This is a genomic window from Phytohabitans aurantiacus (assembly GCF_027923225.1).
In the GTDB taxonomy this organism is placed as follows: domain Bacteria; phylum Actinomycetota; class Actinomycetes; order Mycobacteriales; family Micromonosporaceae; genus Phytohabitans; species Phytohabitans aurantiacus.
Genome location: NZ_BSDI01000018.1, coordinates 111744 through 128793 on the forward strand (window position 1 = coordinate 111744; position 17050 = coordinate 128793).

A 17050-nucleotide genomic window follows, 5' to 3' on the forward strand; every position below is an offset into this window, starting at 1 on the left:
CACCCCCGTCCTGACTGGTGTGCTTGGGTCCCCTTACAACCGACAGGAGCGTTTCATGCGCTTTATACCTCTATTGGGCATCGCGGCGATCCTCGCCGCTGCCGGCTGCACCGACGTGCGCGCCGTCAACGACACCCGCGAGGACCGGCGCGAGTTCACCCTCACCGGCGACCGGCTCGTCATCGAAAGCTCCGGCGCCGACCTGCGCCTGGTCGCCGGCACGGGCAAGAAGCTCGAGGTGGAGCGGTCGCTGACCGGCAAGGCCACCGCCGACGACAACGCGGCGTGGGAGATGGACGGCGGGACGCTGCGGCTGAACGTCACATGCAGCGGGTTCGTACCGGACTGCGGCGGCCGCCACATCGTGCACATCCCGTCCGGGGTCGCGATCACGGTGACGAGCGACTCCCCGGTGCGGGCCGTGGGGCTGGACGGCGCCCTCACCGCGACGGTGACGGACGCCTGGCTGCGGGTCGAGAACCCGACGGGCGCGCTACGCCTCACCGCGGAGGCCAATGTGGACGTCACGGGCGCGCGTTCCGCCGACGTCACCGCCACCTCCGGCGAGCGGAACGTCACCCTCGACTTCGCCGGCGCTCCCACCAGCGTGCGGGCCAAGGCCAACGGCAACGTCGCCGTCACCCTGCCGGGTGGACCCGAGACGTACCGCGTCAGCGCCGCGCCCGGAAAGCCTGCCCTGCGCAGCGATCCGGCCAGCGAGCGCAGCATCACCGCCACGGCGGGCGAGGGCCGCACCGCTCGGGTACGGAAGGCAGCCTGATGTTCGAGCTGATCGACGTGACAAAGGTCTACAAGGGACAGAAGCGGGCCGTCGACGGGCTGACCATGCGGCTCGGCACCGGCGTGGTCGGCCTGCTCGGGCCCAACGGTGCCGGCAAGTCGTCACTGATGCGGATCGCGGCGACCGTCACCCGGCCCACGAGCGGGCGGGTGCTCTTCGACGGTACCGATGTCGTGGCGAAGCCGGACGTGCTGCGGCGGCAGCTCGGCTACCTCCCGCAGGACTTCGGCGTGTACCCCAACCTGACCGCCCGCGAGTTCCTGTCGTACCTGGCGGCCGTCAAAGGGCTGTCGGCGCGATCCGCACGTGCTCGCATCGACGAACTGCTGGCGCTGGTCAACCTGACCGAGGCCGCCAAGCGACCGCTCGGCGGGTACTCCGGCGGCATGCTCCGCCGGGTCGGCATCGCACAGACGCTGCTCTCCGACCCGCGGGTGCTCATCGTCGACGAGCCCACCGCCGGTCTTGACCCGCAGGAGCGGGTGCGCTTCCGTAACCTGCTCAGCGAGCTGGCCGCCGACCGCCTGGTGCTGCTGTCGACGCACATCGTGTCGGACATCGAGTCGGTGGCGAGCGACATCGCGATCGTCGCCCACGGCCGGCTGCTGCGCCGCGGAACCCCGGAGCAACTCCTGGGCGCCGTCGAGGGACACGTGTGGGAAACGGTGATCGGGCCGGACGCGGTCGCCGCCGCGCAGAGCCGGTACCTCGTCAGCAGGATGGTCCGCACACCGCAGGGGGTACGCGTGCGACTGCTCGCGCCGTCGGCACCAGACAGTACCGCCACGCGCGCTACCCCGGACCTCGAGGACGCATATCTCGCGGCGGTCGGGCGATGACGCCGCGGGTACTGGGCGCGATCGCCGTCGCGGACTTCCGCGAGCGGGTACGCCGTCCCGCGTACGCGGTGGTGCTGCTGGCCGCCGTGGGTCTCGGGTACCTCGCCGCGCCAGCCGTCGACGCACATTGGACGATCGTCAACACCGGCGCGTACCGGGGCGAGTACAACAGCGCGTACATCGGCACTGTCACCGCGCTCGCCGGCGCGCTGTGGCTCTCCGCGGGCGGCTTCTACATTGTCCGGACCGCGATCGCGCGCGACGAACGAAGCGGCGTCGGTCAACTGCTCGCGGCAACCCCGGTGCGCACGTCGGGGTACCTGGTGGGCAAGTACCTCAGCAACCTCATGGTGCTGGGCTCGATGGCGGCGGCGCTTGCCGGTACCGCCGTGGTGATGCAACTGGCGCGCGGCGAGTCCCGGGCGATCGACCCGGTCGCGCTGCTGGTGCCGTTCGCGGTGTTCACGCTGCCGGTACTGGCGCTCACCGCGACCGCCGCGGTGCTGTTCGAGACGATCCCCGTGCTGCGTACCGGGTTCGGCAACGTCATCTGGTTCTTCGTCTCGATGACCACGATGATCGCGGGGCAATCGGCGGGCGCCCCGCTGGGCGGCCTCGGTGTGCACGTGTTCGCCGCGTCCATCAGGGACGAGTTCGCCGCGAGGGGCATCGCGCTCACGGAGACCTCACTGGGCCTGATGTATCTCGACGTGCGGCCCCGCGTGATCGAGTGGTCGGGCGTCGACCTCGCCGCCGGCTTCGTGGGCGAGCGCCTGATCGTCCTGCTGGTCGCGACCGTGGCGGCCGCGGTGCCGGCGATCTGGTTCGGCCGCTTCGACCCGGCGCGCTGCGCGGTCGCGGGTGTCGCCGTGAGGGAAGCAGAGCGGGGTGTTGCGGACGTCGCGGGTGTTGCCGTGAGGGAAGCAGAGCCGAGCGCCGCCGCAGTGCACCAACCCACGGCGCAACCGCCCATGGCGTACCCGAGAATCCAAACCATGCCGCGGCGTGGCGCCGCCTTCGGACGCCTGCTGGTCAGTGAGCTGCGGATTCTCACCCAGGGCGTCTCCTGGTGGTGGTGGCTCGGCGCGGCGGCGCTGGTCGTCGCGGGCGCCGCCGCGCCCGTCCGCGCGACGGGCCTGCTGCTGATCGCGGCCTGGATCTGGCCGGTGCTGATCTGGTCCCGGCTGGGCGCGCAGGCCCGCGAGCACGGCGTCGACGCATTGCTCGGTGCATGTCCCTCACCAATGCGGCGCACGTTCGCCCAATGGCTCGCTGCTTTCGTGCTCACCGCGTCGGTCGGCGCGGGTCCAGGTCTGCGGATGGCGCTGGACGGCGATCTCGCGGGCTGGCTGGCCGGTGCGGCCTTCATCCCGGCGCTCGCGCTGGCCTTGGGAGTCCTGAGCCGCACCCACCGGCTGTTCCAGGCGCTGTATCCGCCGCTCTGGTACGCCGTCCTCAACGATGTCGCCGGCCTCGACTACATGGGCGCCCTGGCGGGCGGCCCGTCCCCGGCGCTGGTGGCCGCGGCCGCGACTCTCCTGCTGGCGGCGGCCCTCGCGACGGTGGCGGCCCGCCACGCGCGCCGCTGATCACAAGGAGATTGCCCACCAGTCGCGGGCGGGGAGGCGTACCCAGCGGTCGGGCTCGAGGAAGGGGCGGGCGTCGGTGGGGCGCACGCCGGCGTAGGCGCAGCAGTACTCGATGGCGTGGTTCCGGTACAGGAAGGTGCGCAGGACCTCGGCGGCGGGTGCGTCGGCCGCGCACCATCCGCCGCCCGGATGCAGGTCCGAGCCGGTGATGACGCCGTCGTGCGTCGACTCGCCCTGGTTGCCGCTCTTGGGGTTGGCGTACATGTCGTAGCAGACCGTGCCGGCCGACAGCAGCAGCGCGACGAGCGGCATCGACGCCCCGTACGCCCACGGCTGACTGACGACACAGCCGCCCGGCACGTCGGTGACGCCGAGCGTCAGGATCGAGTCGTCGTCCAGGCCGTCCCACATCTCCTCGACGTCGATCTCGCCCTCGATGACCGTGGCGTCCAGCCGCCGCACCGCCTCGGCCGCGTCGACGCCGCCCACGCAGCACAGGCTCAGGCCGTCGTCGTCGATCCCGGCGAGCGCGTCGATGAGGCGGCGCGCCTCGGCGACAGCGGCCTCCTCCTCCGGGGTGAGCGCCGCGCCGGTGTCGAACAGGTCCGGCGTCGATCCGGCCAGGCTCAGCCGCGCCGGCGACCAGCCCGCCATCATCGGCCGGTCGGGATCGGCGCCCGCGGCCACGAGCGCGCGGGCGTTGTCGGGCTTGTCCTCGTTGACGGCGACCCAGAGGGCGGTGCGCCCGTCGTCGACGGCGTCCACGTCGTCGACGAGGCGGGCCAGCTCCGCGACCACCTCGGCGGAGCCCAGGCGGGCGGCGTGGTGCAGCGGCCGGCCGTGCCCGCGGACCAGGGAGTTCGGGTCGGCGCCGGCGGCCAGCCGGGCCCGCACCTCGCCAAGATCGGGCCAGGAGTGCCAGCCCATCCGCGACCAGTCGACGTCCGTCATTCGCACCAGGGTAGGAGAGCCGACAGATGCGCGTATGCCGGCGGCGCGAAGCGGTACGTTCGGGACGAAGCGGCGGGGGTGCGGATGAGCGCGGACGGCGACCTCGCACGCGGCCGGTCGGCCTTCGACCGGCGCGCGTGGGCAGACGCGTACGCCCTGCTGTCGGCGGCCGTCGAGCCCGAGGATCTCGAACGGCTGGCGCTCGCCGGCTACCTCTGCGGCCAGGACGAGGGCAGCGACGACGCCTGGCTGCGCGCGCACCAGCGGTGGCTGGCGGCCGGTGAGCCTCGGAGCGCCGCTCGGTGCGCTTTCTGGCTGGCGTTCGGGCTTCTCCTCCGAGCGGAGGACGCCCGGGCGAGTGGTTGGCTGGCACGCACTCGGCGCATTCTCGACGATTGCGCCGCGGATTGCGTCGAGCGCGGCTACCTGCTGGTGACCGACGCGCTGGCCGTGCTCGACAGCGACCCGATGGCGGCGTACACGGCCTTCACCGGCGTCGGTCGCTTCGGCGACCGCTTCGACGAGCCCGACCTGCGCGCGCTCGGCCGGCTGGGCTGCGGCGAGGCCCTCGTGCGCGCCGGGAAGATCACCGACGGCGTCGCGCTGCTCGACGAGGCGATGGCCGCGGTCACCGCGGGCGAGGTCTCGCCGCGGGTGGCCGGCATCGTGTACTGCGCGGTGCTCCTGGAGTGCCAGAACGCGTTCGACCTGCGCCGCGCGCGCCAATGGACGGCCGCCCTGACCCACTGGTGCGACACCCAGCCCGACCTCGTCCCGTACCGCGGCCAGTGCCTCGTGCACCGCGCCGAGCTGATGCAGATCCACGGCGACTGGCCGGACGCCGTCGACGAGGCGCGGCTGGCGTGCGAGCGGCTCGGCGACCGCCCGGCCGCCGCCACCGCCCACTACCGGCTGGCCGAGCTGCACCGGGTGCGCGGCGAGTTCGCGGCGGCCGAGGAGGCGTTCCGGGAGGCGAGCCGGCGCGGCTACCGCGCGCAGCCCGGGTTCGCCCTGTTGCGGCTGGCGCAGGGACAGGTCCAGGCCGCGGCCGCGGCGATGCGCACGGCGGTCGGCGAGACCCGCGACCGGGTCGGCCGGTCGCATCTGCTGAGCGCGCACGTCGAGATCATGATCGCGGCCGGCGACGTGGCCGAGGCCCGCGCGGCGGCGGACGAGCTGGCCAGCATCGCGGCTGGCGCCGGTACCGCGTACGCGGAGGCCCTGTCGACGAGGGCGACCGGCGCCGTGCAGCTCGCCGAGGGGGACGCCCGCGCCGCACTGACCACGCTGCGTGCGGCCTGGACGCGCTGGCACGAGCTCGACGCGCCCTACGAGGCCGCGCGGACCCGCGTGCTCATCGGGCTGGCCTGCCAGTCGCTCGGCGACCGCGACGGCGCGGCCCTCGAACTGGACGCGGCCGGGTGGGCGTTCCAGCAGCTCGGCGCGGTACCCGACGCGCAGGCCCTCGCCGTATCGGGGCGGCCGGGGCGGCTGACGGCGCGCGAGGAGGAGGTGCTGCGGCTGGTCGCGGCGGGCAAGACGAACAGGGCCATCGCGGCCGAGCTGTTCCTGAGCGAAAAGACCGTGCACCGTCACATCAGCAACATCTTCACCAAGATCGGCGTGACGTCGCGGTCGGCGGCGACGGCGTACGCGTACGAGAGTGGGTATTTCTTCCGACGCGGGGCCGCCGACGGCGGATCTAGCGTCGATTCATGAGCGCGAAAAGCTATGACGCCGTCGTGGTCGGCGCCCGGTGCGCCGGTTCGCCCATCGCGATGCTGCTGGCCCGCAAGGGGTACCGGGTGCTGGTCGTCGACAAGTCGACGTTTCCCAGTGACACCGTCTCGACCCACATGATCCACCCGCCGGGCATCGCCGCGCTGCGCCGCTGGGGGGTACTCGACGCGATGCTCGCCACCGGCGTGCCGCCCGTCGACACGTACGCGTTCGACTTCGGGCCGTTCACGCTCGAAGGGGCGCCCGGCACCGGCGAGACGCCGCTGGCGTACGCCCCGCGCCGCACCCGGATCGACAAGGTGCTCGTCGACGCCGCGGCGGAGGCGGGAGCCGAGGTCCGCGAAGGTTTCACGGTCGACGAGATCCTCGTCGAGGACGGCCGGGTGACCGGGGTACGCGGCCACGGCAGGGGCGGGCAGCCGGTCACCGAGCGCGCCCGGGTGGTCGTCGGGGCGGACGGATTCCGGTCGGTGGTCGCCGAGGCGGTCGCCGCCGAGCGGTACCACGAGAAGCCGAAGCTCCTCTGTGGCTACTACACGTACTGGAGCGGCCTGCCGATGAACGGGCGCTTCGAGACGTACATCCGTCCGGGGCGCGGCTTCGCGGCGTGGCCGACGAACGACGGCGTGACGCTGGTGGTGGTCGGCTGGCCGTACGCCGAGTTCGAGGCGAACAAGTCCGATGTGGAGGGTAACTACCTCAAGTCGCTCGCGCTGGCGCCGGAGTTCGCCGGACGGGTCGACGCGGCCACCCGCGAGGAGCGCTTCGCCGGCATGGCGGTGCCGAACTTCTTCCGCAAGCCGTACGGGCCGGGGTGGGCTTTGGTCGGCGACGCCGGATACAACAAGGACTTCATCACCGCGATGGGCATGCAGGACGCGTTCCGCGACGCCGAGCTGTGCGCGCGGGCGCTCGACGAGGCGCTGTCCGGCGCCCGGCCGTACGACGAGGCGATGGCTGGCTACCAGGCCACCCGCGACGAGGGCTCGCTGCCGATGTACGAGTTCACCACCGAACTCGCCACGCTGGAGCCGCCGCCGCCCGACCTGGTGGCGCTGCTGACCGCGATCAACGGCAACCAGGCGGCGATGGACGAGTTCGCCCAGCTCAACGCGGGCGTCGTGTCACCGGCCGACTTCTTCGCGCCGCCGAACGTGGCTCGCCTTATGAGCGGTCAGGCCAGTCGAGCGTAGATGTCGCCGGACTTCCCGATCTGGCGCACCTTCTCCAGGTAGGTGAGCAGCTCCGCCGCGTCGAACCACTGGTCGCTGACGAGGCGCATCGTCTCGACCGGGGAGTAGTTGTACCGGTACGTGCCCAGCTTCTCGATCAGATCGAGGCAGGCCAGCATCGCGTCGTGCGCGGACGGCAGGTACTCGAACGACAGCCCGCGCACCGGCGTGGCCAGCCCGGCCAGCACGTCGGCTTCGAACCCCTCCACGTCGATCTTGACGAACGCGGGGGTGCCATGGGTGGCGATCAGCTCCTCCAGGGTCGCCACCTGTACCTCGATGGAGCGATCCCACCGCACCTTGGCGAAGCTCTCGTCGCGCGACACCGAGTCGATCCAGTCCTGTGACATGGACGACACGGTGGGTGCCGCGCTCGAGATGGACAGCCGCACGGTGCCCGACTGGGCACCCGCCGCACCGGCCACGATCGTGACGTCGCGATCCCGCCCGAAGAACAGCCGCAGCACCCGTAGGCAGTCCGGCTGCGGCTCGACGGCGACGACTCGTACCCCCAGATGCCGCCACGCGCGGACCCGGCTGCCCACGTGGGCGCCGATGTCGAAGGCGATGTCGCCCGGGCCCAGGAACTGCCGGTACATGCGGCGCATGCGCCCCTGCCGGCCGGGGATGCCGTGGTAGATGGCGAGTGAGCGGGCGATGCCCCAGGCGCGGCCGAACATCCCCTGACCGTACCGCGAACTTATTCACGGATTGCGTGCAACCCTTCTCATGATCGGCGTGTCCTTATACAACGGCGGCTCAGGTGCCGTAGACGATCATGGGGAGTACCGGATGTCCAAGGGAATCAGCAGGCGCGCCGCGATCGGCGCGGGCACGGCGGCGGTCGCGGCGGTCGCGGGCGCGACGGGTGGGGCCGTTCCGGCCAGCGCCCGGCCCGGCGTATCGCTGCTCGGGCCGCAGCGCATCGCCGAAACGTACCGGGCGCAGAAGACCAAGGCGCGCGGCATCTGGCACTCGCACATCGCGGCGGTCGACTCGGCCGGCGCGCTGAAGACGGTCGTCGAGGACGACGCCGACTTCGTCATCCACGGTTACAGCGTGCAGAAGCTGTTCGTGGCCATGGCGGTACTGGACAAAGTGGACCGTGGCCAGTTGAGCCTCGGCCAGAAGCTCGACATGCAAGCCAGCATCATCCTTGGCGGCAGCGGCATCTACCACCTGCACGGCGTGTGGGGCGACGACCTCACGATCGCCAACTTCCTCACCGCGATGCTGCTGGTCTCCGACAACACGTCGGTGCGCATGTGTGGCCGCGTCGTGCCGGCCCTGGAAATCAACGAGATCCTGGCGGCGAAGGGCTTCACCCACACGCGCGTCGAGCCGGTGGCCAACCCCAACCGGTTCTTCCTCGGCGTCACGACGCCCCGGGAGACCCACGATCTGCTGTGGCGGCTCGCCAACAAGACACTGCTGTCGCCCGCCTCGTGTGACTTTATGCTCAGGGTCACGCGCTGGGTCAACGGCTACCACGACGGCGTACGGCGGAACATGTCGTCGGTCGAGCGCAGCCGGATCGCCACCAAGTACGGCGCGGAAACCGACGACCTCGGCGGCGCGCGTCACGAGGCCGGCATCATGTTCGGCAGCGACGGTGCGCCGGTGCTGACGTACGCGATGTTCGCCGAGGGGTTGGGCGACACCGGCAACTTCGGCGCCACCCACCCGGCCGTCGAAGCGCACGCGAAGCTCGGTCGTGTCATGTTCGACACGATCGGTGAGACCACCAACCCGCTCGCGCGCGCCCGCCAGACCGTGAAGCCGTACCGTCCCGAGTCGCGGTAGCCGGCTCATCCTCCCGTAGGAGGAGTACGCGTGGCGGCGGCGGCCTCGTCGTAGAGAAACGGCAGGCAACAGTACCGGCGGCCCTGGGTCACCGGGGTCACCTCGTGCTGCAGCGAGCACGAGAACACGATCGCGCCGCCGGCCGCCACGTCGTACAGCCGCCGGCTAAACTCGGGAAACCGCAACCGCCCGCCCTCGTACTCGCCCGTGTTGAGGTTGACGCTCACCGCGAACCGCCGGTGCGCCGTCGCGGGCGTGGTGTTGTCGCGGTGGGCGCGGAAGAAGCCGCGCTCGTCGGCGTCGTAGCAGGCGAGCATGTACCGCTCGATGCGGGTCGCCTCGAACTGGAACGCCTTGCGGATCTCGGGTACGAGCCGGCGGGTGATCCGGTCCCGCAGGCCCGCGCGCAGGGACTCGTCGGTGATGAGCACGTCGCGGCGGCGCTTGTATCCGGGGTCGTCGACGAGCACGGTGCGGCCGTCCGGCAGGCCGCGCATCACGCCGGTGTGCTCCCCGCCGGTGCGCGCGTGATAGAGCACGAGCTCGTGGCGGAAAGACGGTTCGAACAGGTCGGGAACGATGAGTACGGGTGCGTCGGGGCCGTCGTCGAGCGGGGGCAGGCCGTCCAGTACGTCCACAAGGGATCGTGTGGTGTGGTCGGGTGGGAGCCGGTGCAGCACGCGCAGGTTGGGTGACAGCACATACGTGGCGGGCCCACCGTATGCCTGACTGATCGCACCGTCAGGATCGTCGACACACCGCGTCCCCGCGGGCAGGGACGGTGGGCGCGATCCGGGCAGCAGTACCGCCACGAAGGACACCCGCGGATGGTCGAGCAGCTCAGCCGTGGCGGGGCCGGCCAGGCACAGCACGACGTACCGCCCGGCGACCGAGTCGAGCCGGAACGGTGAGCCGTCTGGAGCCGGTGCCACGAACAGCGGCACCGGATCCCCCCGTTGCGGTGCCGTGGTTACAGCCGATCGTCGTCCGGTGCGGCGGCGCCGCCCGGCGGTACCAGGATGTCATTTCCGTCGGCGCCAGCGACGACGACCGTGGGAGACGGCGGTGGCGTGAGCACGTCGTCGCCCTCCGCCACGACCGCGACCGCGCCGACCACCAGCGGTAGCACTGCGATCCATTCCTTACCCATACCCCCACGGTAGCCAGCGGCCCTTTCACAGGTCTTTCAGCACAGTGGTTTTTCAGCGCCGTGATTTTTCAGTGCCGTGGTTTTTCAGTGCGATGCAAGCAAGATTCACTACGCTGTCTCCGTTACCGCACAACCATCCTGGGGAGGATTTCCATGAAACGCACCACCAAGTGGCTGGCCACCGTCACCGCCGCGATGGCTCTGAGCAGCGGCATCGCCGCACCAGCGAGCGCGCAGGCCGCAGCCGGCACGACCGCCACCGCCTGCACGCTCACCATGGGCAACGTCGGCTACAGCGCCAACATGCTCTATGTGTCCGGTTGGCTGAGCGGCGGCTGCAAGGGCCAGGTGGCGATCGACCTGCAGCGTTCGACGACCGCCTCCGGGCCGTGGACCACCATCGACAGCGGCATCACGTACCCGCTCGGCCCGGACGCCGAGGGCGGCACCGCCTGGTTCGACAACAACGACGGCTGCGGCGGGTTCTACTACTACCGCGGCGTGGGCACCTACGGTGACCTCACCGGGGTGTCGCCGCGACCGCAGCACCCCTGCTGACAGCCGCCAACCGGAAGAACAGCGTGCTGGCGCCGATCACCACCGGCGCCAGCACGAAGCCGGCCGCCGCGCCCGATACCCCGTCCAGAATCGCGCCGTCGAACGCCGCACCGAGCGCGGCGCCCGCGGTGAACGCGGTCGCCACCCACGCGAACGCCTCCGCCGCCGTCCCCGACGGCGCGATCCGGTCCACCATCACGAACGTCGCCGTCAGCAGCGGCGGCAACGCCAATCCGCTGACCACGGCGAGCAGCAGCATGATCGGCGGCGCCGGTGCCAGTACCAGCGGCGCGTAACCCGCCGCGAGCGCCGCGGCGCCCCACGGCAGGCGGCGTTCGGGCAGCTTGAGGCGGGTGCCGACCAGGCCGCCGACCAGCGCGCCGGTCGCCTGCGCGGCCAGCAGCCAGCCGGCCCACGAGCGGGCGCCGGCCTCCTCCGCGTACCGCGTCACCGCCACCGGCAGCGCGCCCACACCCGCGCCGACCAGCACCACCGCGACGAGCAGCACGCGCAGCCGGCCCGCGCGCAGCGCGCCGGCCCAGTGCCGATCGGCCGCCGCGCCGCGCCACCGGCGCACGGCCGGAGTCGCGACAAACCAGGCGGTACCGATCAATTGCAGCGCCGCCGTCGCGTACAGCCCAGCGCTGGCCCCGCCCGCACCGACCGCCGCGATCGAGACGAGCGGCCCGACGATGAAAATGAGCTCCTGGACCGCGATGTCCAGCGAGTACGCCGTGTGGACCCGCTCTTCCGGCAGCAGGTCGCGCCACAGCACCCGCAGGCCGGACTCGAACGGCGGCGCGCCCGCCCCCGCGAGCAGCGCCGCCACCGCGGCGGCGCCCAGCGGCGGGTGACCCGCCGCCAGCACGAGGAACGCGGCGGTCGAAACGGCCACGGCACCGGCCATGACCGGCGGCTGGCGCCACCGATCGGCGATCCGCGCCAGCATCGGCCCGCCGATGGCCAGACCGATCGTGTACGCGGCCACGAGCAACCCGGCGATCCCGATGGACCAGCGCTCGCGGGCGAAAACCAGCAGCGCGACCGGCGACGACGCGAGAGGGATGCGGCCTACGGTACTGGCGGCGAGCACCCGAGCGACCTGAGCGGTACGCAGGACGGCGAGCACGCCGGTGGATGGGCGTTGCACGGCAAAGCTCCCGATGGAATCGGAGGAGTGGAGGACCGGTCAGCGGAAACGCAACCGGTCAGGGAGCGAAGTCGCCGCGCTCGTGGTCGTTGCCGTACAGCGGCAGATCAGGCGTGACCCACTGGCGGAAGGCGCTGCGGCAGATCACGAAGCCACCGTACCGCATGTGACCGCCGTCATCTCTTGTTGACCTTCACACCGGTGTGAAGGTCTAGCTTGGTGCTCCCTCGGCAACGAAGGAGGCACAGGTGGCGGGGTTGGTCCTCATCGGGGCAGGTCCAGGAATCGGACGTTCGGTGGCACTGCGGTTCGCGCGCGAAGGCATGCCGGTAGCGCTCGTAGCACGCACCAACGCCGGCGTGCGACGGATCGCCGACGACGTGCGCCTCTTGGGCGTGCCGGTCGTGGCGTCGACAGCGGACAGCACCGACGAGCGAGGGCTGCGCGCCGCCCTCGACGCGGCGGCGGCCGAGCTCGGTGCACCGGACATCGTGGTCTACAACGCCGCACTCATCCGACCCGACACGGTCGACGACCTCGCGGTGAATGACCACGCGATGCGCGCACACCTGGACGCCTGGGCGGTCAACGTGGTGGGCGCACTCGTCACCGCCGCGCACACCCTGCCCGGCATGGCCAAGCGCGGCAGTGGCTCGTTCATCGTCACGGGCGGGATGCCAGAGCCCAAGCCGGAGTACGTGTCGCTGTCGCTGGGCAAGGCCGGCGTACGCACCGCGGTCGAGCTGCTGCACCAGCAGTACGGCCCGGCGGGCGTGCACGTGGCATCGGTGACCGTCGCCGGCGCCGTAGCCCCAGGAACCGCCTTCGACCCCGACGAGATCGCCAACCACTACTGGCACCTCCACACCCAACCGCGAGAGCAGTGGCTACGGGAAGTCGTCCACACTGGATAGTGGCGCGCGCCCCTACGTTCGCCTGTGGTAGATGTTGCGGCGGGGTCGCCGCTCGCTGTCCACATAGGGCGGTGGGATGAACTCGGGTCGACCATCGTCGGCCATCCGCACCTCCCACTCCCCGCGGTGGATGAGCCGATGGTGGTATCCGCACAGCAGGACGCCGTTGTTGAGGGCGGTGTCGCCGCCGTCTGTCCAATGCCGGATGTGGTGGCCGTTGCACCACTGTGGTGGTCGGTCGCAGCCGGGGAAGGCGCATCCACCATCCCGTGCGACCAGCGCTCGGCGTAGTGGTCCGGTGAACAGGCGTCGTTGCTGGCCGACGTCGAGGATCTGCCCCTGTCCGCCGAGGACGATGGGGAGGATGTGAGCGTCGCAGGCCAGGCGTCGCACCCGTTGGGGGCTCAGTGTTTCGCCGGTGTCCAGCTGCCCTTGCCCAAGCTCCTTACGCACCACGTCAAAGGGCACCGTGACCACGACCTGCGGCCGATCCCCACCGTTGTCCGGTAGCTGCTCGGTGCGCAGCGCCAGCCGGCACACCTCCACGAGTGCGTCGGCGCGGCGTTGGGCCGGGGTTCGTTCCAGGTCGGGCTTACACAGCGGATCCAGGGCGGCGTTGACGATCGCGGCGGCCTCAGCGTCCAGCCAGCCGGTGACCCGGAAGCGGCCGTCGCCGTTGTTGGTCAGCGTGAACGCCCGTGTCCGTTGGGCGCGTTTCTCGTCTCGTTCGGCGGCGCGTCGGTCGGCTTCGTCGGCCACTTCCGGTGCCACATGTGCCAGGATCCGCTCCGCGGCTTTGCGGAGGATGGCCGGCTCCCAGTCGGCGAACTCTGCGATCAGGGCTTTCTCGGCTAGGTCGACCATATCCGGCGACGCTTCGTCGGCAAGGTCGTGGACGGTTTTGGCGACGATGTGTGCCTGTTCGACGTTGATAGCGCCGCTTGACAGTGCCGTGTCCAGCGTCGGCCGTTGGTCCAGTGTTTTGGCCAGGTCGACGGTGCGGCGGGCGGTATTGATGCTGACATGTAGCTGTTCGCGGAGCCAGACGGCGGTGCTGGCGGCATCTTGGGCGATGGGGAGGTTGCGGCCTTCGATTTCGCGGATGAGGTGGAGCGTGGTGGCGGCGAGCATCTGCTGCGCGTCGTGGACGGTGTGGAGGGCGTCGATGAGGTCGGGGTTGGACAGCGACCACACTGGGGTGCCGGCGCACTGGCCGGCGATCTCCCTGAGCTGCTCCAACATTTCCCGCACACATTGATTCTCGTACGTTGTGCGGTGGTCGTTGCCCCGTCAGGCGACACGCCGGCCGACACGCCGGTCGCCGAAAAAGTTGGCGTGCTTGGTCGGGCTGGGGCCTGTTTCCGCGGCGATGTGCCCCGGCCGTCGATCAGGGAGATCCGCATGGATCGAGGGCGAATGCACGCGGAAAAGAGATCCAACCACGTGCATTCGCCCTTGATCGACGGCGCCGGGCCTCGCGCGGCGCGGTGCACGCGGGCCGGTGGCAAGCCGACCCGCACCACAGGCGCGTCTAACGCGCCGAGGAGCGGAAGCGGCGCGGCAGCACCTCGGGGCCTCGGGCTTGGCGCGCGGCCCTGGCAGCGTGGGCCGGGGTTTCGGCGAGCGCTCGCGAGCCGCCGGCCCGCGCGGTGCCCGCGGGAGCATGCGGTCCGCAGGTGACGCGGACCGGGGCACTAAGAAATGTCGAGCGGCGCCGATCAAGGAGATCTGCGGGGATCGAGGGCGAATGCACGCGGAAATGAGATCGAACCGCGTGCCTTTGACCTTGATCGACGAGGAGGCGCGAACGCGAGGAGGCGCTCACGTGGGCGAGACCGGGGAGGGCCGCGAAGGCGCGAAGGCGCGAAGGCGGCGTGACGCGGCGGATAGCATGCGGGTGTGACGCGGTATCTCGTAGTGCCGGGGCGGGGAGTGTCGTTCGCGGAGCACTGGACGCGGCAGTGGGTGGAGAGCCGCCCGAACTACCAGTGGGCGCCGGAGCCGCCCGGCCCACCCTATGTCGCGGACGAGCGGGTGGCCGCGTTGCACGCCGCGGTGAGTGCCAGCGACGAGCCCGCGGTCCTTGTCGCGCACAGCGCGGGTTGCCTGACAGTGGTGCTGTGGGCGAGTAAACACAGTGGACCCGTCCGGGCGGCGCTCCTCGTGACGCCGCCCTATATCGATCCTCAGTGGACTCCGCGGCCGGACGACGATGTGTTCATCGGTGAGGTGCCGCGCCAACCGTTGCCGTTCCGGTCGATCGTGGTCGCGAGCAGCACCGACCCTTACAGCACGCCGGCCCAGTTCGCGGACTACGCGCGCGATTGGGGTGCCGAGCTGTACGACGCGGGCGACGTCGGGCACCTGGACTCGAAGAACGGCTTCGGGCCGTGGCCCGAGGGCGAGCGGCTCGTCGCCACGCTGTAGGCGACCTACCAGCCCGCAGGCTGCGACGGCAGGCGCTCCGGGTCGTTGAGGATGTTCAGAGCCAGCACCTTTCCGTCCGCCACCGTGAAGGCGGCCACCGCCACCACCCGCCCCTCCGACATCGCGACCGCGCCAACCGCCCCGTTGACGAGGACGGGACGCGTGAGCTCGGCGATCCGCGCGAACACGATGGCGCCCTGTGCCACCGCTTCCGGGCCGCGTACGAGGGTGCTTGGGCGCACCGCCCCACCGTCGGAACGCACGACGACCTCAGGGTGCAACAGGTCGACGAGGGTGGCCAGGTCGCCGCCGCGAGCCGCCGCGAGGAACGCTTCGACGACCGCGCGCTGGCGATTCTGGTCCCGCTCCGAGGCCGGGGTGGCGCCGCGAACCCGGCGGCGGGCGCGGCTGGCGAGTTGGCGGGTCGTGGTGGGTGTGCGGTCGAGGATCGGGCCGATCTCGTCGAACGGCATCGCGAACAGGTCGTGCAGCACGAACGCGAGCCGCTCGGGCGGGCTCAGTGTCTCCAGGACGACGAGCATGGCGACGCTGACCGAGTCGGCCAGTACGACCTCGTGTGCGGGGTCGCCGCCGTCGATCTCGCTGATGATCGGGTCAGGTACCCGGGTGTCGAGGGGTTGTTCGTCGCGGTGCCGGCGGTCGCGCAGCAGGTTCAGGCAGACGCGGCTCACGACGGTGGTCAGCCAGCCGCCGAGATTCACCACCTCGGCGCTGTCGGCGCGGCTGAGCCGCAGCCACGTCTCCTGTACGGCGTCGTCGGCCTCGGCGAACGATCCCAGCAGCCGGTACGCGACGGCGCGCAAATGACTCCGGTGCTCTTCGAACCGCGCCGCCAGCTGATCCGTATGGTCCATCGGTCTGAGCCTCCGCTCCGGACGTGACACGCAGATCGAACCATAAAATGAGAAAACGAATCTTTCTCTTACGGACGCACTACGGCTAGTATCTGCCGCATGGCGGAGGATCTACGGGTAGGCGGCTGGGTCTCGCTGACCAGTGTGGACGATCTGCCGGACGACTACGTCTACTGGCTCGATCGCGGCCTGACAGTGCCGGTGTCGCCGGGACGGGAGACGTCGTTGGCCCCGGCCACGGGCACGCTGGTGCTCCGGCGCGACTTCTCGGGCGGCTCGGTGCCCGACGCGTTCCAGGTGCGGCAGCATCGCGCGTACGCGGTACCGGTAAAGGCCATTACGATCGCGGCGGCCGTGCTCGCCGTGCCGGCTGTCCTCTATGGTGCGTCCACATCGGAGGATGAGGTCGCGCTGCCCGTGTTGCCGCCCTTCGTGGCCACCACGGGCGCGCCGAGCCAGACGGAGGAGTCCGCCAGCCCCGACGCCGCGAACATTCGCGGCCAGGCGCAACAGGTGGCGCTTCCGCCGCGGTCGGTAGACCCGACCCGCGACCCGGTCAGTCACCCGGTCGCGCCGCCGTCGACCTCGCCGCCGGTGCGGCCACCGGCACGGCCGGAGCCACAGCCGGTGCGGGTGGTCCGCGAGGCGGAGGCGACCGGCAACGTCCGGAACGGTTCGGTCGGCACGCGGCGGCTCGACACGGCGTCCAGCGGTGCCGTCGTCGGCTGGATCGGCAACGGGCGGCGCAACACCCTGGAGTTCACCGGCCTGTCGGTGCCCACCGCGGGGAAGTACCAGGTGACCGTCCACTATGTCACCGCCGAGTGGCGCCGGGCCGGCCTCGTCGTCAACGGCCGCGACGTGCTGCTGGTCGACTTCCCGTCGACCGGCAACTGGGAAAGCGTGGGTCAGGTCACCATCCAGGTGAACCTCGCGGCAGGCGTCAACACGCTGGAGTTCGGCAACCCGCACTACTGGGCCCCTGACCTCGACCGCCTGGTGATAACCCGCTAGCGGTTG

Annotated in this window: 17 protein-coding genes; 10 read left to right on the forward strand and 7 right to left on the reverse strand. The window is 71.2% G+C overall.

Features of this window, described 5'->3' with window-relative positions:
- The first annotated feature begins 55 nt into the window (after window positions 1-55).
- From QMG73_RS20300 to QMG73_RS20310, 3 genes are read left to right on the forward strand one after another with little or no spacing between them, the layout of a single operon-like run.
- Entirely contained in the window at window positions 56-781 is a 726-nt protein-coding gene (locus QMG73_RS20300; RefSeq protein WP_281897942.1) for a hypothetical protein, read from the forward strand.
- Window positions 781-1641, forward strand: a complete 861-nt coding sequence (locus QMG73_RS20305; protein ID WP_281897944.1) for an ABC transporter ATP-binding protein — start codon at window positions 781-783, stop codon at window positions 1639-1641. The genes QMG73_RS20300 and QMG73_RS20305 overlap by 1 nt, the downstream gene beginning before the upstream one ends.
- Window positions 1638-3230, forward strand: a complete 1593-nt coding sequence (locus tag QMG73_RS20310) for an ABC transporter permease (protein ID WP_281897946.1) — start codon at window positions 1638-1640, stop codon at window positions 3228-3230. Before QMG73_RS20305 ends, QMG73_RS20310 begins: the two co-directional genes overlap by 4 nt.
- Here QMG73_RS20310 and QMG73_RS20315 read toward each other — a convergent pair whose 3' ends face one another.
- On the reverse strand, window positions 3231-4181 hold the full coding sequence (locus tag QMG73_RS20315) for an ankyrin repeat domain-containing protein (protein WP_281897948.1): 951 nt from the start codon (window positions 4179-4181) through the stop codon (window positions 3231-3233).
- A gap of 84 nt (window positions 4182-4265) precedes the next feature.
- Between QMG73_RS20315 and QMG73_RS20320 the strand changes: the two genes are divergently transcribed.
- Both QMG73_RS20320 and QMG73_RS20325 read left to right on the forward strand, forming a co-directional pair.
- Window positions 4266-5900, forward strand: coding sequence for a LuxR family transcriptional regulator (locus QMG73_RS20320; RefSeq protein ID WP_281897949.1), 1635 nt, complete (start codon window positions 4266-4268; stop codon window positions 5898-5900).
- Complete coding sequence (locus QMG73_RS20325) at window positions 5897-7114, forward strand: NAD(P)/FAD-dependent oxidoreductase (RefSeq protein ID WP_281897951.1); 1218 nt, start codon at window positions 5897-5899, stop codon at window positions 7112-7114. Before QMG73_RS20320 ends, QMG73_RS20325 begins: the two co-directional genes overlap by 4 nt.
- Here QMG73_RS20325 and QMG73_RS20330 read toward each other — a convergent pair.
- Window positions 7096-7833, reverse strand: a complete 738-nt coding sequence (locus QMG73_RS20330; protein ID WP_281897953.1) for an FkbM family methyltransferase — start codon at window positions 7831-7833, stop codon at window positions 7096-7098. The two genes, QMG73_RS20325 and QMG73_RS20330, sit on opposite strands and share 19 nt — an antisense overlap.
- A 112-nt stretch (window positions 7834-7945) precedes the next feature.
- On the opposite strand from QMG73_RS20330, the gene QMG73_RS20335 reads away from it, so the two are divergent.
- Window positions 7946-8956, forward strand: coding sequence for a serine hydrolase (locus QMG73_RS20335; RefSeq protein WP_281897955.1), 1011 nt, complete (start codon window positions 7946-7948; stop codon window positions 8954-8956).
- Between the two features lie 5 nt (window positions 8957-8961).
- Here the strand turns inward: QMG73_RS20335 and QMG73_RS20340 are convergent, their stop codons facing one another.
- Window positions 8962-9900: a 2OG-Fe(II) oxygenase gene (locus tag QMG73_RS20340; RefSeq protein ID WP_281897957.1), complete on the reverse strand. Its 939-nt coding sequence runs from the start codon at window positions 9898-9900 to the stop codon at window positions 8962-8964.
- A 26-nt stretch (window positions 9901-9926) separates the two neighbouring features.
- Window positions 9927-10106: a hypothetical protein gene (locus tag QMG73_RS20345; RefSeq protein ID WP_281897958.1), complete on the reverse strand. Its 180-nt coding sequence runs from the start codon at window positions 10104-10106 to the stop codon at window positions 9927-9929.
- 153 nt (window positions 10107-10259) lie between these two features.
- Between QMG73_RS20345 and QMG73_RS20350 the strand changes: the two genes are divergently transcribed.
- Window positions 10260-10664, forward strand: coding sequence for a hypothetical protein (locus QMG73_RS20350; RefSeq protein ID WP_281897960.1), 405 nt, complete (start codon window positions 10260-10262; stop codon window positions 10662-10664).
- Here the strand turns inward: QMG73_RS20350 and QMG73_RS20355 are convergent.
- Complete coding sequence (locus QMG73_RS20355; RefSeq protein ID WP_281897962.1) at window positions 10627-11814, reverse strand: MFS transporter; 1188 nt, start codon at window positions 11812-11814, stop codon at window positions 10627-10629. The genes QMG73_RS20350 and QMG73_RS20355 overlap by 38 nt on opposite strands.
- Window positions 11815-12062: 248 nt before the next feature.
- Between QMG73_RS20355 and QMG73_RS20360 the strand changes: the two genes are divergently transcribed.
- Window positions 12063-12728 (forward strand): SDR family NAD(P)-dependent oxidoreductase, encoded by a 666-nt coding sequence (locus tag QMG73_RS20360; protein WP_281897964.1) that lies wholly within the window; start codon window positions 12063-12065, stop codon window positions 12726-12728.
- Between the two features lie 12 nt (window positions 12729-12740).
- Here QMG73_RS20360 and QMG73_RS20365 read toward each other — a convergent pair whose 3' ends face one another.
- On the reverse strand, window positions 12741-13970 hold the full coding sequence (locus QMG73_RS20365; protein WP_281898012.1) for an HNH endonuclease signature motif containing protein: 1230 nt from the start codon (window positions 13968-13970) through the stop codon (window positions 12741-12743).
- Between the two features lie 657 nt (window positions 13971-14627).
- Here QMG73_RS20365 and QMG73_RS20370 point away from each other — a divergent pair.
- On the forward strand, window positions 14628-15155 hold the full coding sequence (locus tag QMG73_RS20370) for an RBBP9/YdeN family alpha/beta hydrolase (RefSeq protein ID WP_281897965.1): 528 nt from the start codon (window positions 14628-14630) through the stop codon (window positions 15153-15155).
- 5 nt (window positions 15156-15160) lie between these two features.
- Here QMG73_RS20370 and sigJ read toward each other — a convergent pair whose 3' ends face one another.
- Window positions 15161-16030 (reverse strand): RNA polymerase sigma factor SigJ, encoded by an 870-nt coding sequence (sigJ, locus tag QMG73_RS20375; RefSeq protein ID WP_281897967.1) that lies wholly within the window; start codon window positions 16028-16030, stop codon window positions 15161-15163.
- Between the two features lie 99 nt (window positions 16031-16129).
- On the opposite strand from sigJ, the gene QMG73_RS20380 reads away from it, so the two are divergent.
- The gene (locus tag QMG73_RS20380; protein ID WP_281897969.1) at window positions 16130-17044 is read left to right on the forward strand and encodes a carbohydrate-binding protein; all 915 of its coding nucleotides are present in this window, start codon (window positions 16130-16132) and stop codon (window positions 17042-17044) included.
- Window positions 17045-17050 lie beyond the last annotated feature (6 nt).

Bases quoted from the DNA above. Each gene is read 5' to 3' on its own strand.
- QMG73_RS20380 (WP_281897969.1), top strand. From the start codon at position 16,130: ATGGCGGAGGATCTACGGGTAGGCGGCTGGGTCTCGCTGACCAGTGTG.
- QMG73_RS20305 (WP_281897944.1), top strand. From the start codon at position 781: ATGTTCGAGCTGATCGACGTGACAAAGGTCTACAAGGGACAGAAGCGG.
- QMG73_RS20365 (WP_281898012.1), bottom strand. From the start codon at position 13,970: ATGTTGGAGCAGCTCAGGGAGATCGCCGGCCAGTGCGCCGGCACCCCA.
- QMG73_RS20315 (WP_281897948.1), bottom strand. From the start codon at position 4,181: ATGACGGACGTCGACTGGTCGCGGATGGGCTGGCACTCCTGGCCCGAT.
- QMG73_RS20325 (WP_281897951.1), top strand. From the start codon at position 5,897: ATGAGCGCGAAAAGCTATGACGCCGTCGTGGTCGGCGCCCGGTGCGCC.
- QMG73_RS20335 (WP_281897955.1), top strand. From the start codon at position 7,946: ATGTCCAAGGGAATCAGCAGGCGCGCCGCGATCGGCGCGGGCACGGCG.
- QMG73_RS20345 (WP_281897958.1), bottom strand. From the start codon at position 10,106: ATGGGTAAGGAATGGATCGCAGTGCTACCGCTGGTGGTCGGCGCGGTC.
- QMG73_RS20320 (WP_281897949.1), top strand. From the start codon at position 4,266: ATGAGCGCGGACGGCGACCTCGCACGCGGCCGGTCGGCCTTCGACCGG.
- QMG73_RS20330 (WP_281897953.1), bottom strand. From the start codon at position 7,833: ATGTTCGGCCGCGCCTGGGGCATCGCCCGCTCACTCGCCATCTACCAC.
- QMG73_RS20300 (WP_281897942.1), top strand. From the start codon at position 56: ATGCGCTTTATACCTCTATTGGGCATCGCGGCGATCCTCGCCGCTGCC.
- sigJ (WP_281897967.1), bottom strand. From the start codon at position 16,030: ATGGACCATACGGATCAGCTGGCGGCGCGGTTCGAAGAGCACCGGAGT.
- QMG73_RS20350 (WP_281897960.1), top strand. From the start codon at position 10,260: ATGAAACGCACCACCAAGTGGCTGGCCACCGTCACCGCCGCGATGGCT.
- QMG73_RS20310 (WP_281897946.1), top strand. From the start codon at position 1,638: ATGACGCCGCGGGTACTGGGCGCGATCGCCGTCGCGGACTTCCGCGAG.